This window comes from Burkholderia sp. Bp8992 (genome assembly GCF_003853705.1).
Taxonomy (GTDB): Bacteria; Pseudomonadota; Gammaproteobacteria; order Burkholderiales; family Burkholderiaceae; genus Burkholderia.
Genome location: NZ_QTQI01000011.1, coordinates 182,799 through 198,768, shown reverse-complemented (window position 1 = coordinate 198,768; position 15,970 = coordinate 182,799). Strand labels below are relative to the sequence as shown.

Below are 15,970 nucleotides of genomic sequence, written 5' to 3'. Positions count from 1 at the left end.
GTTGTTCCTACTCACCTACGGAGAAAAACGATGGCTATCAACAAGAACTGCTCGATCACCAACAAGTCGGGCAAGAGCGTCGTCGTGCTCAACGCGTTCAACTCGTCGACCAACGTCGCGCAGAACTCGTCGAAGCAGGGCTATCTGCAGGAGCTGACGTTGCTGGCGCTATCGTCGGGCGGCAAGGTGCTGGCCAACGGCGCGGCCGGCACGGTCACGCTCGACGGCACCTACACCGATTCGAAGGGGCAGACCAAGCCATGCTTCATTTACCAATTGCTGATTTCGCAGCCGGATTCACTGTTCCCGGTCATGTCGGTCGGCGAAGCACTCGATTTCAGCACGCAGGGCTACCCGCCGATCTCCGTGACCGAAGCTGCCGCCGCGAACATGGCCAAGGCGCTCAGCTTCTGCAAGAACATCATGACGTCGCCGACGTCGAAAATGGCGACCGGCTTCCAGAGCGCGATGACCGACGCATTCAAGCTGCCGTCCGTGTCCGACAGCGAGAAGGCAATTGCCGCCTTCTTCAACCAGTACGACCTGTTCAAGGGGCTCGACTTCCCGAGCTACGTCGCGGTCAGCACCTGGATGCGCGGCTATGCGTATCTATGGGGCATGGACGACAAGGGCCAGCCGGGCCGGACCTACTATGTCTATTCGGCGCCGGGAGACGGCAAGACCGGCGCGACGTCCGAAGGCACGATCGTGTTCGCCAGGAAGTCGGGGGCACCGTCGCCGGCTGATCCGGCCGACCGCCTGAGCGGCATGACGATCACGCTCACCGGGTCAAGTAGCTCGACGAGCACGCTGTCGTTCGACAATGGGCAGATCGTCGATACCGCCGGTGCGGTTGCGCTCAATGCGGCATTCGGCTTCAAGGGGACCTTCACGGGCAAGGAGAGCGACACCACCGCGTGGCCGATCCTGACCGGCACGCTGCTCAACAAGAAGGTAATCGCGATCCCGCTCGCGCCGGAGTCGGGCTGGCACAAGTTCTGGTCGAACCTCACGTTCGAGAAGGTGCTCGGCTACTTCCTGCAGGCGATGGGCGTGTGGATGGCGCTCGATTTCCTGAAGCAAAAGCTGACCGGCAAGGACAACAAGCTCCAGGACGACCAGGCCAACGAGAATCGCGGCGATGCGCCCAACCAGCAACAGCAGCAGGATGCGCAGGATGCCGGCGACGCGATCGGCAACGACGCGCGGCAGCAGGACCAGCAACTAGCCGACCGGGCCGCAGGCGAAGGCAACGTGCAGGTGCCGGCGGACGATGCCGCATTCGCGAACGACGTGAGTGCGGCGCGTGCGTCGGGCTCCGAAGCATACAGCGAGGTGGCCGGGGACAACATCGGCGGCGGGATTGACAGCGCGAGCACACAGCTCAAGGATCTCGCGCAGATCGAGGTCAACGAGCAGATCGAGGAGGCCGAGGGCAACCTGGTCGACGCGAGCTCGAAGCTCGAAGCCGGTCAACTGAGCGAAGCGAACCAAAGCCTGGGCGAGGTCACGCAATCGCTTCCCGACATCGTCGAGAATCTGGGCGACCAGGTGAGCCAGCAATTGAAGGACCAGGTCGAGGAAGCCGTCGAGGTGCAGCAAGAGGCGTCCGACGTCGCCGAAGAGACGAGCGATAACGCCGACGAGGCAGGTTCCGGCGACGAGGAGCCGTTCGAGGATGGTGTCGTTCCCGAGTGACCGGGAGCGCGGAATTCGTCGATCCGCCGGGTCGCCCGTATGGGTGACCCGACATGGCCGTCTCTTTGGCTAGCCGAATCCCGTGGCACTCCCAGGGCTTCTCGCAGGCCAGCGTCGGCCCGAATCCGTTCCGTTGCAGCCATTGAAGCCTCCGGAGCTGGATTGCCAGCGGCCGATCAGCTTACGTTGGGTCGAAAAGCGGGCATTTCTATGTAGCCAAAAGCGGACATTTCAATCTAGCCACTACAAGTCAAAAAAGTGATCATCAGCATTATGTCAAATATGATACTAGACGCAAGTTCATGGAAGCCGGGATCCAGCAGCATCTGATGCCGTAGCGCGCCACTGAGCGAATCGAGTCGACAGTGGATCGCATGACTGGTACTACCGACCGTCAGGCGATGATCCGCGCGACCGGAAGATATTGCATCGATTCACATTCTAAATTTCGTAACACGCAACACAACTGTCTTCCGTCAGGCATTCACTGCGGATCTGTTGGCATTGACATCAAAAAGAGAAAATATCGACGGCATTATCAATGCCGCTCGAGAGTGCCAAAAATAGCAACCATCACCACAAATATTTAATAAAAAAGCTTCATCCATCTCCTCGATTCTGCTTCCACTCATCCATCGGCCCACCCGCCCTGCATCACACCCTGCCTTGCCCGGAGCGGCGCAACGCTCACCCCCGTGCTTTCGACGCAATGCCCCCCTACCTCCAAGGCGGCCGACAGAATCATTTCAAATTTCTCACCAAATCACGACTCGATTAACGAGGCCGATATGAAAATTTAATATCAATAGAAACATCTTGTAATTATAAAAGCCACCCTCTAGCATGCCTCTGCTGTTCGCGACATGTCTTACATCGAAGTCTTCACTTGATTCATTCCTCGAACAAACCCACTCATAATCTGGGGAATTACATGAAGAAACTGTCTCGACTGCTGCCCATCACCGCGATTACCGTCGCGAGTCTCAGTGCTTTTGCCCAGGCCGGCGACCAGTCGGCCGCGGTCGACAAAGCGCTGCAACTGATCCAGCAGAACCCGTCCGCCTTCAGCCTCGCCATCGGCGGCACTGCACGTACGTTGAAGTTCGCGGGGCCGCAAGCGAACGCACCGACGGATGGCGATCAGTTCCAGGTACGCGACGTGATCGTCGATCCCGACGGCACCGAGCACGTGCGCTTCGATCGCTTCTACGCGGGCCTGCCCGTAATCGGCGGCGACGTTGTCGTCCATTCGAGCAAGGGGCAGTTGAAGCAAGCCAGCCTGACCCAGCTCGCACCGATCAATCTCGCCGCCACGATCGGCAAGGTCGGGAACCGCTCGGTGGTACGCAACGCACCCGACGTCGGCGCGGTCAAGGCCAGACGCATCGCGGCCACGCGTTTCGACTCGGACGTCCGTCGCGTCGATGACGCGGGGCTCGTCGTATTCGCGCGCGATGCCGCACCGGTCCTGGCCTACGCGGTGCGCGTATATGGCAAGGCGACCGATGCGCACGGCGATGCGGTGCTGTATTACGTCGACGCGCGCACGGGCACCGTGCTCGACGCGCAAGACCTGATCAAGACCGCCGCCGCGACCGGTACCGGCCGCTCGCTGTACTACGGCAACCTGACGCTCACCACGGACCAGACCGGCACGAACGCGTACCGCATGCTCGATCCGAGCCGCGGCAGCGGCTCGGTCTATGATGGTCGCGGCTTGAGCTCGGACGATGTCGAGCAAGCGACCGACCTGCCGATCTTCACGAGCAGCACGAACGTGTGGGGCAACAATACGACGACCGACCGGCAGACCGTCGCGGCAGACATCGACTATGGCCTCGCATTGACTTGGGACTACTACAAGACCACGCACAACCGCAACGGCATCTTCAACGACGGCCGCGGCGTGAAGAGCTACGCTCACGTGGTATTCAACACCGGCAGCGGCACGACCGGCGCCAATGCGGCATGGCTGTCGTCGCACGTGATGGTGTATGGCGACGGCGATCCGGGCACCCGCCTGCCGAAACCGGTCGTTTCGGTCGATGTCGCCGGGCATGAGATGAGCCACGGCGTGACCGAGGCCACCGCCAACCTGAACTATTCGGGTGACGCGGGCGGCCTGAACGAATCGACGTCCGACATTTTCGGCACGCTCGTGAAGTACTACGCGAACAACCCGAACGATCCCGGCAACTACGTGATCGGCGCACGTGTGGTGAGCGGCGGCCTGCGCAAGATGTACAAGCAGGATCTCGACGGCCGGTCGTTCAGTTGTTATCCGTCGGGCGGCTTCTCATGGTCGAATCCGCGCCACGATCCGCACTTCACGTCGGGCGTCGGCAACCGCTTCTTCTACCTGTTGTCGGAAGGCCCGGCGGTACCGTCGACCGACACCGGCCTGTCGCGGACGCAACTGGTCTGCAACGGCGACACGACCTTCAGCGGCCTGGGTCGCGAAAAGGCCGGCAAGATCTGGTACCGGACGCTGACCGTGTACCTGAACGCCAACTCGAGCTACCCGAACGCGCGACGTGCGTCGATCCAGGCGGCGAACGACCTGTATGGCGCGAACTCGGCGGAAAGCGCAACGGTCGCACGCGCCTGGAGTGCGGTCGGGGTGAACTGACGGCGCGTGTGTGAGCCCGTCGAACGCCTGGTGATCGCGAAGCAGTACTTCGCTCCGGAGGGCGGTAATCCGAACGAGGTCACGCGACGCTCGGGCGAACGACGGGCCGGTGTCGATCAACCGTCTGCGATTTTCAGGCGGTTGATCGGCAGACATTGCTCCTTGGGTGGATTGACACCCACAAGGTCGCGCTCGGTCGCTGGCTGCAATGCCGCCCTTCCCTCATTTGCTGCCATGCCTCACCGCGTCGCCGCCTTCGAAATCGCCGGCCGCTATCGCCAAGGTCACGACACGTTGCGCAACATCACCGCGCGGGCCAGCCTCGTGCGTAACGCGTCCGGCGTCAACTGGGCCGCCGAGGCGTCACCTCCGTCCAGCACGACCGAATGCATCGGCTACTTCGAGGATGCGCTGGAGTCCGGGATCAGGGCGGCCGATGAGGTGATCAAGGCATTGCGCTGACCCGTCGGCCCGCATCCCGGCATCTTCGGGTTCACGCCGTGCTGGCAGCGTACCGACAACGCGTTATATTCTCGTCCGAGGCAGGACGCGCGCTCGCATCCGCGGAAGGCGTCCCGCCGTCGCCGCATTCTCCGACGCGTTTGCTCACCCAGCGAGAACAAATAGATGGACCACGCGCAATACTTCAACCAGAGCTCGATCCAGGCCGCGAATCTTCGTCTGCACTATCTGTCGCAGTTGCTACGTGAACAAACGGGTTCGATCGTCCAGTACGGCATCCTTCGCGGCTATCCCATCGGCTTCAGTCAGTGGGCGGAGGTCGCGGTCGGCGGCTACCTGCTCGGCACCTATGAAATCGCGGTGTGCGCGATTCTGGAAGCGCTCGGCTCGCGCGAAAAGGTGCTGGTCGACCTCGGGGCTGCCGACGGGATCTTCGGCATCGGCCTGGTGAGGAACAACGTCTTTGCCCGCAGCCTGTGCTTCGAGATGGACGACCAGCGCCGCCAGGCCATCCAGCACCGTGCCGCAGAGATGGGGCTGGCGGATCGCGTCGCCGTCTACGGCAAGGCCGATCGCAACCTGCCGGCGATACTCTCGGAGCACGGTGGCGCCCCGGCTGACCGGGTCATCCTGTGCGATATCGAGGGCGCGGAGTTCGACCTGTTCGACGATACGCTGCTGGAACAGCTCTCCGGCAGCCACGTGATCATCGAAATTCACGACTTTCTGCTGTCCGACCCGGAGCAAGCCGCACGCGCATTCGACGAACTGAGCCAGCGCGCGAGCCGGCACTTCCACGTGTACGAGATCCGCGACGGGTTGCGGGACATTCGCAATATCCCGTTGCTGCGCCACTGGTCGGACTGGGATGCCTGGCTGATGTGCGTCGAGGCGCGTTACCGGATGATGCGGTGGCTCTGGCTCGAGCCGAAAAGCCAGCCGCGGCGCGCCGACCAGGACATCGATCGGCTGATCCTCGACTACCAACGCCGGATCTTTGCGGCCTGACGAACGCGCGTAGCGCGGATCGGCGCGGCGCATCGGGCGAACGCGACGAGTCCGTCGCGCGCTGCGATAACAGGTAGCCCGGTTTTTCCATCAGTCCGGCTACATCATTTGCGCGCGCAATCAATTATCGGGAAGCAATCGAGCCCGATTCGTCGCCATGCGATAGCGCGGCGAATCAAATTTTCGGCCTTGGCACGCATTCGCTCGTGACGAATGCGACGCTCGAACGCAATTGAATGCATTGCCCGTCAATCGGCTCCACGCAAGGCACCGCGCTGCGATTCCAGCGCGTCGCGCACGGCTTCGGTGACGCTTCGCCAGTTGCCGGGTGTCGCCTGACGAAAGACACGAATGTCCGGGTACCAGGGCCCCGCGTCGCCGCGCGCGCCCCAGCGCCACTCCGGCGCGCCGAGCATGACCCACGCCGGCAGCCCGAGCGCGCCGGCCAAATGCACGGGCGCCGAGCAGATCGAGATGGTCAGGTCTAGCGATGCCGCAAATACAGCCGTATCGTAAAGATCGTTCCATTCATCAGATCGATTCAGGATCGACAGTCGGCTGCGAGCCGCGAAGTCCGGCTCGAGCGGATGCTTCTGGAGCACGAACCAGTCGACGTTCTCGATCTCGGCCAACGGCTGGAGATCTTCCGGCGCAAGACTGCGAGCACGCCCCGCAAAGTAATTCGGCGACGTGTCCCAGCACAAGCCGATCCGCAGCCGGTCGGATGCGCTTCGACGGTCGGCCCTTGCCTTGGCGACATCCGGGTCCCTCAGTTTGATATAGCCGTCCCGATAGGTCGGCACCTCGCCTTCGATTGCGCCCAGCCGCGCAGGCAGCAAGTTCTCGAATATCCAGTAGTCGTAGGTGCCCCAGGTCTCGACGGGCCACGCGCTCAACAGCTCGTCGACACCGTCGAGGCCGTGCAGAAGCTGCATCAGTTCCGGTTTGACGCAGAGCGTGACATGGGCGCCCGCTGCCTTCAGGGTTCGAGCGTAGCGTGCGTACATCAGGCAATCGCCGAGGCCGAGATGGCTGATCACCAGCAGGCGCTTGCCCTCGAGAGGCTGCCCGCGCCACAAACGATCGTGATGAGCAGTCAATACACCGGGGCCACTGCCGAGCGGCGCGAGATCCGCGAGCATTTCGTAGCGACGCCAGCCTGCTCTCGTGTCGCCCAGCAACAGGAGCAGATTCGCCAACGGAAAAAGGACATCGCCTCGATACGGATCCTGTTCGGCGGCCCGATACAGATAGCCCAGGCTTTCCTCCAGGCGGCCCAGCAGGTAGAGCGAGATTCCGCACTGCACCAGCGTGCCGAGATCCGCCGGATACTGTTCCAGGATGGCGCGGGCGATCTGGACGGCCCCGTCATGATCGTCGAGGAATCGATGGCGCGCCCTCAATACGATCCCCGGATCGCCGGATTCGGCGGCCTTCGCGCCATGCCGGCGTGCGGCATCGAAGTCGAGCACCTGAAAACTCGCGTCGGCCAGCATCAGATGCAACTCGGCATTCGATGGAAACGCGTCCACGCCCGCCTTCAAACTGGCGATGGCAGCGGCGCGATCGTGCAGGTGATTGAAACAGATCAGCGCCTTTTCCCGCCATGGAATGGTCGATACAGGCGTCGCAGCGATGGCGCGATCGCAGGCTTCGAGTGCCGCTCCGGTGCGACCCGAGCGCAGCAGTGCATCCACGTAGGGGCGAAATACCGTATCGCTATTCGGATACTTTTCAAACAGGGCCCGGAACAGATCCGCCGACCGGTCGAACTGCCCGACATCCTCTGCTTCGCGCGCCTGTGCGGCAATGCTATTGAATTCCTCTTCAAACGACATTCGTGCTCCGATCGAAAATCACGTAACCAGGCAGTCCCGACATGTCGATGATTTGTCCTGGACTACGAATGGTTGGCAATGTCGACGAACCGGCGCATGGCGTCTACACGCTCGATACGGCCGAAAGCGACCGCGCCTACCAGATCGCATCGTTGCCAGACAACGCATCTGCCATCTCCGATATCGGTTTGCTCCAATCGCCCAATGTGGCTTGTCGATACAACTGCATGGACCTGTACCACGGCGTATCACGATGGCTGTTGTACCAGCGCTCATCGCAGGCAGCCGACAGCAACACCCATACCGGCCGGCCGAGTGCGCCAGCGAGGTGGGCCGGTCCGGTATCCACCGTAATCAATAGATCCAGCGCATTGAAGACGACGGCGGTGTCGCCGAGATCGCTCAACTCGTCACTAATGACGCTAATGCCGTGCTTATTGAGCACTGCATGTTCATTGTCGGTAAGCTGGCCGAACTGCAGCGCGTGAAAGCGGCTCCCCGGCGCGCTGAACAATGGCGAAAGTTGCTCCAGCGAAATGGACCGGTACGGTTCGTGACGCACCGCGGTGTTGCTGCGCCAGATCAGGCCGATCTCGCGAACCCCCTGGCGTCGATTCCTGAAAGTGTCGGCAATACGGGGCGGCAATGCTCGTCCGGCCGGCGCCTGCACGTACGAACCGCTGTAGCCCGGGAAGTATGGCGTCGTCTGATATCGGGCAAAGAGGTCGAAGGTACAGATGATGCAATCACTCTGGTCAATGGCACTGCGGGCGTCCGCAACGATCGTGATCCAGTCCACGGCGGAAAAAACCGGCGCCAGCGTGTCCGGTGCCTGCAAGACGACAGCCAGCGCGCCTTCATCCCGCAAGAGGTGCAAGTACCGGGAAAACATGATCACGTCACCCAGCCCCCCTTCCTGAATGATGAGGACACGCTTGCCCGCGACCGATTCGTCGAATCGCAGCAACTTGCCGACGACCTTCTCGTACTCGATGGTATTGCCTGGATAGATATTCGAAACGATCGCGGCCCGCCCCCATGCATCGCGTAGCCGTCGACTCAGGGCATGGGCTTCACGAAAGCGACCTTGAGCGTATTGCGAGATCGCAAGCTCAACCCTCAGGACCCTGAGGTCCGGTTCGTGGTGAAGCTCGGTGAGTGCCCGAGTCAGCAGCGTTTCGGCTTGCGCAAAGAGGCCGAGATAGTTCATGTCGATGCCGATCTGCGCGCGCAAGAATGGTTCTTCGACTCGTTCCGCGAGCTCTTTCACCACGCGGATTGCTTCCTCCGCGTGACCCGAGAGTCTGAGCGCGCGGCTCAGCGCGAGTCCGGCGCTTGCGGATTTTTCCCGGAGGTAGGCGTTGTATGCACTGTCGAGCCCGATTTGGTCGCCGATCAATTTATCCCCGCGTGATTTTCTGTTTGCCCGCGATGTTCGATTATTACCACGGCGCGGGGTCCCGATGTGGCATAAAAGCACGCCACTCGGCCGAACATTTGTTAAATAGCTTGAATGACCGACAACCGGCCGGCAATTTGCCTTAACATCCGGCCGTCATCCTCGCTGATGCCGAGCACGGTCGACCGGCCGCAGGCAACGGCCACGGTATTTTCTTTCGGGCGCCCGAGCCGGGCGCCGATTTCATTCGCACGCCAGGACCGATCATGTTCCAGTCCCCGGGAGATTCATTCGTCAGCGGCTCGTTGCTCGGCCTGTGCGTCGAGGTGCCGCTCGCCGCGCTGGTTTCGCTGGCGATGCACGGTGTCGACTGGAACGGGCAACGCATCGCGATGCTCGTCGCCACGCCCGTGCTGATCGCATGCATCGCGCTGCTCACTCGCCCGGTGGCATTCAGCACGATCTGGAAGCACAAGCGCTCGCCTTTCGTGCTCGACGACAATGTTCGTGCATCGATTTACGGCCGGCTCAGCGGAATCGCGCTCGGGCTGGTATTCGGCATCATGGTCGCGACGACGTTCTCCTGATCCCGCCAAACCGGATCGCTCGGCACTGTCCGCGTCGAGCCTGAAGCATCGCCCCGTTCACGGGGGCATCGTCCTGCGGCACCGACTTACCCTGCCGCAACCACCGAATTGAACGACGTATCCCACAACGGCGCGACGTTGGCCGGCCCGTCAAGCACGCCGATCCGGGTGAACACATCTGCGACCTGTTGATGCTGCGCGACCACGTCGGGTGTCACCGGCAGTAGCGCAAAGTCCTCGCTGCGCTGGTCGAACATCGTGACGAGATCGGCCACCGGCACGCGCGTCTCGCGGTTCTGCGCGAGCGCGTAGTCGCGGAAATGCCCGTTTGCCCATGCATACGCGTGCCGGAACCGCAGCAGCAGATCGGCGGTGGCCGCCCGGCGGCGCGCGTCGTCGAGCGTGCGGGGATTCGCGTACACGGGGAAATTGCCCGACAGATAGCCCTTCCCTGTCTTCAGCACGCGCGCGCCGTAGCGATTGCGCGCGAGCTGGCCGTTGTAGCCGTAGATCGCCCACGCGTCGATGTCGCCGCGATCGTATGCGGACAGCCCATCGGTCGGCGACAGATTGATCGGCTGGATGTCGTCGAAACCGAGGCCGGCCTCCGTCAGCTGGCGATACAGGAAATAGTGCGACGTCGTCGCGCGCACGTAACCGACGCGCTTGCCCTTCAGGTCCGCGATGGTGCGGATCGGCGTGTCCTTGCGCGCGAGCGTGACCTGGTTGTTCAGGTCTTCGCGCACTCGCGAAATGAACCGCACATTGGCTTTCTGGCGCGCGGCGAATACCGCGGGTATTTCGCTACCCGAACCGATATCGAGCGCGTCTGCATTCAGCGCCTCGATATGCAGCACGCCATTGTTCAGTTCGCGCCAGTCGATCCGGTACGGCGTATCGCCGAGCCCGGCCGCCTGCAGCAGCGCACGCCAGCCACCTTTGTAGGTCGCGACGCGCAACGTCGTGCCGGCGAGATCGGTGTTGACGGCCGGTGCCGCGAATGCGGACCTCCCGGCCAGGGGCGCCGCCACGGCCGCAGCGCCGGCAAGCAGCAGGCGGCGGCGTGCCACCGAGATTGACGACATCGAATGCTCCTGTCGATCGAATGAGTCGTTGGAATCGTCGCGTCAGTGCAGCGCCGGAAATCCGTGGCGTTCGGCCAGCAGCTCGAGAATGCGGCGCGCGTCGGTGACGAAGCGCACGTCGCCGAGCGTCTGCGCATCGTCCGGCGCCGGCTGGTCGCGACCGAGTACGAGGACCGGCAGGCCCTGGTGCGCCTCGTCGAGCGCGGCGATTACCGCGGGCCGCGGCCGCTCGAAGCCGACGCGTTTCACATCGATGCGGCCGGCACGATCGGGCGCACTCGCCAGCAGCCCTTCGATCGACAGTCCGTGCGGACAGACGAAGCGTTGGCCCGGATGCTTCGGATCGGCAAAACCCGGTTCCAGCAGAAACAGCACATCGCGACTCATGTCAAACGGCTCCTGTATTCGTTGATCCATCCAACCGGGATGAACGCGCACACGCGTGCGCTGCGGTTCCCGGCGCATGCCGGCCCGCGACCGGATGCCAGACTCTACCGTTACGCGCCGGACGGCCCTACCAACGTTTTGCGGAATCGATATGCGGGCACGCGTAGCGCATCGGTGGTCCGCCGCACAGTGCGGCGTTGCGTAAAAACATCGCGAGCGCGGCCGCATGTGATGCGGACATCGAACGATTTCATCGATCGATATGACGGCGTGCACGAGTTCGAGGCGCCCGGCGTACGCCGTCCGATCGATGCATTCGCCGCAGCGTGCGCGCCGGACGCGATTGCAACGGACATGCCGGGGCGGCGGCAACGCACATTACAAATCGGACGCGCAGCGATTTGCAAACCACGGATCGACCGTTCGTCGGCGCGCCTGTCGTCAATAGCATCGTGATCCTCGCAGATGTACCCATAAAAAACAGAGGATAGTCATGATCAAAAAATCGGTAGTCCTGGGTTTGGTTTCGATCGGTTCGGTCAGTGCGTACGCGCAGAGTTCGGTCACGTTGTACGGTGTCGTCGACGCCGGCATCGCGTATACGAACAACCAGGGCGGCGCAAGCAACATCCAGCAGACGAGCGGCAAGCTGAGCGGCAGCCGCTGGGGCCTGAAAGGTGCGGAAGACCTCGGCGGCGACCTGCAGGCGGTCTTCACGCTCGAAGGCGGGTTCCGCCCGAGCGACGGCGGGCTCGGCCAGGGCGGCCGCCTGTTCGGCCGCTCCGCATACGTGGGCCTCGGCAAGAAGGGTCTCGGCACGCTGACGTTCGGCCGCCAGTACGAGCCGATCACCGACCTCGTCGCGCAGTACTCGGGCGCCGGCTTCTGGTCGCCGGCCACGCACGTGGGCGACAACGACAACCTGAACCAGAGCTTCCGGCTGAACAACGCGGTGAAATTCCGCAGCGACACGATCGCCGGCTTCACGGCCGACCTGCTTTATGCATTCAGCAATCAGGCAAACGGCGGCGCGGGTACCGGCTTCTCGAACAACAACGCGTGGGGCGCGTCGGCGAACTATGTGAACGGCCCGCTGTCGGTCGGCGGCGGCTACGTGCGATTCAACCACCCGAACGCGACGTCGAACACGAGCGGCGCGGTGGGCGGCGCGACCTCGACCACCGGCAACGACTACAGCGGCGCATTCTTCTACGGGCTGAACGGCGGCGTGCTCAAGCAGCAGATCGGTGCACTCGGCGCGAACTACGCGCTCGGCCGCGCGACGCTCGGCTTCGCCTGGAGCCACACGCAGCTCAACTATGTCGACGGCTCGTCGCGCAAGTTCAACAACTACGACGTGAACGCGCGCTACCAGATCACGCCGGCCGCCACGCTGATCGGCGTCTATACGTTCACCGACGGGCGCGCGAGCGGCCTGCCGGGCACCGGCGGCCAGACGCTGAAGCCGCGCTGGCACCAGTTCACGCTCGGGTTCGACTACGCGCTGTCGAAGCGCACCGATATCTACGTATCGGGCATTTACCAGCTCGCGGCCGGCGATGCGAGCACGGCCACGTCGGGCGGCTACCGCAAGATCGCGGCGATCTCGAACATCGGCAGTGCGTCGTCGACGAACCGCCAGCTCGCGTTCGTCAGCGGGCTGCGCGTGAAGTTCTGACGGCACGCGCAGCGGGCGCAGCGCAATAGGCACGATAAGCAAAGCGGGAATCGTTGTTTGCCGCGCCGCGCCCGGTTGCCGAGAATGTTCGTTTCCCTGCGCGCGGCTCCCGCGCGCAACCTGCGTTCGACCATGACCGATTCCCGCTTTCCTCCCCGTGCACCGCGAAGCGGCCGGCGCGCCGCACTGCGCCAGTTGGCCGGCGGCTGGGCGGCGGCGATGCTGCCTGCCGGCGGTGCGCTCGCGAGCCAGCCGCTCGATGTGCCGCCGTGGACGCGCGCGCCCGGTGCGCCGTTGCTGTCGCCACCGTACGGCATGCCGGGGCAGCACGAGCGCGACGTGATCCGCCGCAGCGCGCGCTCGCCCGTGCTACCCGGTTCCGGCTCGTCGATGACGCCGCTCGCCGACCTGTTCGGCGACATCACGCCGAACGGGCTCGTCTACGAACGTCATCACGCGGGCGTACCGGACATCGATGCGCAGCGTCATCGCATCGTCGTGCACGGCCTCGTGCGCGAGCCGCGCGTCTTCACGTTGGACGACCTGCTGCGTTTTCCGTCCGAATCGCGGATCCACTTCCTCGAATGCTCGGGCAATACCGGCAGCGAATGGAACGGCCCGAGCGGGCTGCCGGTTCAGTTCACGCACGGGCTGCTGTCGTGCTGCGAATGGACCGGCGTCCGGCTGTCGACGCTGCTCGATGAAACGGGCGTCGATGCCGACGCACGCTGGCTGCTCGCCGAAGGCGCGGACGGCGCGGCGATGACGCGCAGCCTGCCGCTCGACCGGATCCTCGAGCGCGCGCTGGTCGTCTATGCGCAGAACGGCGAACGACTGCGGCCGGAGAACGGCTACCCGGTGCGGCTGATCGTGCCGGGTTTCGAAGGCAACACGAACATCAAGTGGCTGCGGCGGCTGAAGCTGGTGCGTGCGCCGGAGATGACACGCGAGGAAACGTCGAAATACACGAATCTGCTGCCCGACGGCTGCGCGCGCCAGTTCGTGTTCGAGATGGACGCGAAGTCGGTCATCACGCGGCCGTCGGCCGGCCATCGGCTCGCCGCGCATGGCTATTACCCGATCAGCGGCTACGCGTGGTCGGGCCGCGGCCGGATTCGCGCGGTCGACGTATCGACCGACGGTGGTCGCACGTGGCGGCCCGCACGGCTCGCCGGCGACGTACGCGACCGTGCGTTGACGCGCTTCGAGGCCGACTGGGTGTGGCGCGGCGAGCCGGCCGACCTGCAAAGCCGCGCGACCGACGAGACGGGCTACGTGCAGCCGACCCGCGACGCGCTCGTCGCCGCGCGCGGCCTGAACTCGCAGTACCACTACAACGGCATCCAGAACTGGCGCGTCGGCGCGGACGGCGAGGTGCGCAATGCGTAAGCCGCTCGCTTGCCTGCTGGCGGCCTGCGCGATGACGTCGAGCGCGTTCGGCGCCGGCTTCGGCCTCGGGCAGCCAGTCGACCGCGCGGCGCTCGCCGCGTGGGACATCGACGTCGCGCCGGACGGCAGCGGCTTGCCGTCAGGCGCGGGCACGGTCGCGCGCGGCGGCCGCGTGTTCGCCGACAAATGCGCGATGTGTCACGGCGCCGGCGGAGAAGGCGGCGTCGGCGATCCGCTCGTCGGCGGCATCGGCTCGCTCGCGAACGTCAAGCCGAAAAAGACGGTCGGCAGCTACTGGCCCTACGCGACGACGCTGTTCGACTACATTCGCCGTGCGATGCCGTACAACGCACCGCAATCGCTGAGCGCGGACGACGTCTATGCGGTCACCGCGTATGTTCTCCACCTGAACGGCATCGTGCCCGGCGACGCCCGGCTCGACGCACGTACGCTGCCGCATGTGCAGATGCCGAACCGCGACGGCTTCGTGCCCGACCCGAGGCCGGGCAAGCTATGACGCGCGCCGCTCCGCTTGCCACCGTATCGGGCACCGCAGTCGCATGAATCGTGCCGCACCTTTCAGCAAGGAACCCGTAATGAGTGATCCATCCCTCGCCGCCCCGCTCGCGCCGTCGCCGTTCGTCGACGTCCGTTCGCCGGCGGATTTCCCCGACAGCCCCGTGTCGCGTGCGCTCGCGCAGCCGCTGATGCTCGGGCTGTTCCTGCCGATCCAGGCCGGCGGATGGAGTGCGTCGACGTTGCCGCGCACGACCGACTGGACGTTCGACTACAACGCCGACCTGGTCGCACGTGCCGAGGCGCTCGGCTTCGATCTCGTGTTCGCGCTGTCGCAATGGCTGCCGAAAGGCGGCTACGGCGGCGTGTTCGATGGCCAGGCGCTCGACTCGTTCATGACGCTGGCCGCGCTGACCGCACGCACCGAGCGGATCATCCTCGTCGCGACGAGCCACGTGCTCTACGGGCCGTGGCACCCGCTGCATTTCGCGAAATTCACCGCAACGCTCGATCACATCTCGCGCGGGCGCTGGGGCGTCAACGTCGTGACGGGCCACCGCGCGATCGAACACGAGATGTTCGGCTGGAACCGGATCGAGCACGACCGCCGCTACGAGCTGGCTGCCGAATTCCTCGACGCGGTCCAGCAGTTGTGGGCGCAACCGGACAACTTCAGCTATACGCCGGCGCTGTCGAGCTGGCGCCTGGGCGGCGCATTCGTGACGCCGAAGCCGCGCTACGGCCGCCCGTTGCTGATCAACGCCACGGGCTCCGACGCCGGCATCGAGTTCGCGGCGCGCTATTCGGACATCGTGTTCGTCACGAGCCCGGCCGGCCCCGACGCCGAACGCGCGATCGACGTGCTGCCCGCGCATACCGCTCGCGTGAAGGCGGCCGCCGCCGCACACGGCCGGACGATCCGCACGCTGCTCAATCCGCTCGTGATCTGCCGCGAGACGGCGGCGGAGGCGCGCGCGTACCGCGACGCGATCGTCGCGCATGCGGACGAAGGCAGCTTCCACCGCTTCGACAGCGATGCGCATGCGTGGCGCGGCGGCTTCGACCAGCGTTCGCAGGCCGCGGCGCGCGCGATCGGCGGCAACATCTCGATCACGGGCTCGCCCGACGAAGTCGCCGACACCATCGTGCGGCTGCACCGCGCCGGCATCGACGGCATCCAGCTGAGCTTCTACGACTTCAGGCCCGATCTCGACTTCTTCGGCGAGCGCGTGCTGCCGCTGCTGCGCGAAGCCGGCTTGCGGCGCTGACGTCCCGCCGCGAATGCCTGCCGCGG

At 64.3% G+C, this 15,970-nt stretch carries 13 protein-coding genes; 9 read left to right on the top strand and 4 right to left on the bottom strand.

Annotation, left to right across the window (positions count from 1 at the left end):
- The first annotated feature begins 30 nt into the window (after positions 1-30).
- From DIE03_RS18345 to DIE03_RS18330, 4 genes are all read left to right on the top strand, one after another.
- Complete coding sequence (locus DIE03_RS18345) at positions 31-1,698, top strand: hypothetical protein (protein ID WP_124452733.1); 1,668 nt, start codon at positions 31-33, stop codon at positions 1,696-1,698.
- Positions 1,699-2,629: 931 nt separating this feature from the next.
- Positions 2,630-4,327, top strand: coding sequence for a M4 family metallopeptidase (locus DIE03_RS18340; RefSeq protein ID WP_124452731.1), 1,698 nt, complete (start codon positions 2,630-2,632; stop codon positions 4,325-4,327).
- A 30-nt stretch (positions 4,328-4,357) separates the two neighbouring features.
- Complete coding sequence (locus DIE03_RS38320) at positions 4,358-4,789, top strand: hypothetical protein (RefSeq protein ID WP_185658180.1); 432 nt, start codon at positions 4,358-4,360, stop codon at positions 4,787-4,789.
- A gap of 165 nt (positions 4,790-4,954) precedes the next feature.
- Positions 4,955-5,797 carry a hypothetical protein gene (locus DIE03_RS18330; protein ID WP_124452729.1) on the top strand — a complete coding sequence of 281 codons (843 nt, stop codon included), beginning with the start codon at positions 4,955-4,957 and terminating at the stop codon, positions 5,795-5,797.
- Positions 5,798-6,045: 248 nt separating this feature from the next.
- On the opposite strand, the gene DIE03_RS18325 is transcribed toward DIE03_RS18330, so the two are convergent.
- Together DIE03_RS18325 and DIE03_RS18320 are read right to left on the bottom strand one after the other, a co-directional pair.
- Positions 6,046-7,635, bottom strand: a complete 1,590-nt coding sequence (locus tag DIE03_RS18325) for a tetratricopeptide repeat protein (protein WP_124452728.1) — start codon at positions 7,633-7,635, stop codon at positions 6,046-6,048.
- Between the two features lie 136 nt (positions 7,636-7,771).
- Positions 7,772-9,034: a glycosyltransferase family 9 protein gene (locus DIE03_RS18320; RefSeq protein ID WP_124452726.1), complete on the bottom strand. Its 1,263-nt coding sequence runs from the start codon at positions 9,032-9,034 to the stop codon at positions 7,772-7,774.
- Positions 9,035-9,300: 266 nt separating this feature from the next.
- Here DIE03_RS18320 and DIE03_RS18315 point away from each other — a divergent pair, with 266 nt between their 5' ends.
- Entirely contained in the window at positions 9,301-9,621 is a 321-nt protein-coding gene (locus DIE03_RS18315) for a hypothetical protein (RefSeq protein WP_124452724.1), read from the top strand.
- Between the two features lie 86 nt (positions 9,622-9,707).
- Here DIE03_RS18315 and DIE03_RS18310 read toward each other — a convergent pair whose 3' ends face one another.
- Both DIE03_RS18310 and DIE03_RS18305 read right to left on the bottom strand, forming a co-directional pair.
- The gene (locus DIE03_RS18310; protein WP_124452722.1) at positions 9,708-10,706 is read right to left on the bottom strand and encodes an ABC transporter substrate-binding protein; all 999 of its coding nucleotides are present in this window, start codon (positions 10,704-10,706) and stop codon (positions 9,708-9,710) included.
- A 42-nt stretch (positions 10,707-10,748) separates the two neighbouring features.
- The gene (locus tag DIE03_RS18305) at positions 10,749-11,093 is read right to left on the bottom strand and encodes a DUF3088 domain-containing protein (protein ID WP_124452720.1); all 345 of its coding nucleotides are present in this window, start codon (positions 11,091-11,093) and stop codon (positions 10,749-10,751) included.
- A 493-nt stretch (positions 11,094-11,586) separates the two neighbouring features.
- On the opposite strand from DIE03_RS18305, the gene DIE03_RS18300 reads away from it, so the two are divergent.
- The 4 genes from DIE03_RS18300 (at position 11,587) to DIE03_RS18285 (ending at position 15,944) form a co-directional block, all read left to right on the top strand.
- On the top strand, positions 11,587-12,771 hold the full coding sequence (locus DIE03_RS18300) for a porin (RefSeq protein ID WP_124452717.1): 1,185 nt from the start codon (positions 11,587-11,589) through the stop codon (positions 12,769-12,771).
- A 132-nt stretch (positions 12,772-12,903) separates the two neighbouring features.
- A complete protein-coding gene (soxC, locus tag DIE03_RS18295) occupies positions 12,904-14,160 on the top strand; it encodes a sulfite dehydrogenase (protein WP_124452799.1) in 1,257 nt (418 codons plus the stop codon).
- Positions 14,153-14,677, top strand: coding sequence for a c-type cytochrome (locus DIE03_RS18290; protein WP_124452716.1), 525 nt, complete (start codon positions 14,153-14,155; stop codon positions 14,675-14,677). The genes soxC and DIE03_RS18290 overlap by 8 nt, the downstream gene beginning before the upstream one ends.
- 79 nt (positions 14,678-14,756) lie before the next feature.
- Positions 14,757-15,944: an LLM class flavin-dependent oxidoreductase gene (locus DIE03_RS18285; RefSeq protein WP_124452714.1), complete on the top strand. Its 1,188-nt coding sequence runs from the start codon at positions 14,757-14,759 to the stop codon at positions 15,942-15,944.
- Positions 15,945-15,970 lie beyond the last annotated feature (26 nt).

Bases quoted from the DNA above. Each gene is read 5' to 3' on its own strand.
- DIE03_RS18300 (WP_124452717.1), top strand. From the start codon at position 11,587: ATGATCAAAAAATCGGTAGTCCTGGGTTTGGTTTCGATCGGTTCGGTC.
- DIE03_RS18330 (WP_124452729.1), top strand. From the start codon at position 4,955: ATGGACCACGCGCAATACTTCAACCAGAGCTCGATCCAGGCCGCGAAT.
- DIE03_RS18340 (WP_124452731.1), top strand. From the start codon at position 2,630: ATGAAGAAACTGTCTCGACTGCTGCCCATCACCGCGATTACCGTCGCG.
- DIE03_RS18305 (WP_124452720.1), bottom strand. From the start codon at position 11,093: ATGAGTCGCGATGTGCTGTTTCTGCTGGAACCGGGTTTTGCCGATCCG.
- DIE03_RS18310 (WP_124452722.1), bottom strand. From the start codon at position 10,706: ATGTCGTCAATCTCGGTGGCACGCCGCCGCCTGCTGCTTGCCGGCGCT.
- DIE03_RS18290 (WP_124452716.1), top strand. From the start codon at position 14,153: ATGCGTAAGCCGCTCGCTTGCCTGCTGGCGGCCTGCGCGATGACGTCG.
- DIE03_RS18285 (WP_124452714.1), top strand. From the start codon at position 14,757: ATGAGTGATCCATCCCTCGCCGCCCCGCTCGCGCCGTCGCCGTTCGTC.
- soxC (WP_124452799.1), top strand. From the start codon at position 12,904: ATGACCGATTCCCGCTTTCCTCCCCGTGCACCGCGAAGCGGCCGGCGC.
- DIE03_RS18325 (WP_124452728.1), bottom strand. From the start codon at position 7,635: ATGTCGTTTGAAGAGGAATTCAATAGCATTGCCGCACAGGCGCGCGAA.
- DIE03_RS18315 (WP_124452724.1), top strand. From the start codon at position 9,301: ATGTTCCAGTCCCCGGGAGATTCATTCGTCAGCGGCTCGTTGCTCGGC.
- DIE03_RS18345 (WP_124452733.1), top strand. From the start codon at position 31: ATGGCTATCAACAAGAACTGCTCGATCACCAACAAGTCGGGCAAGAGC.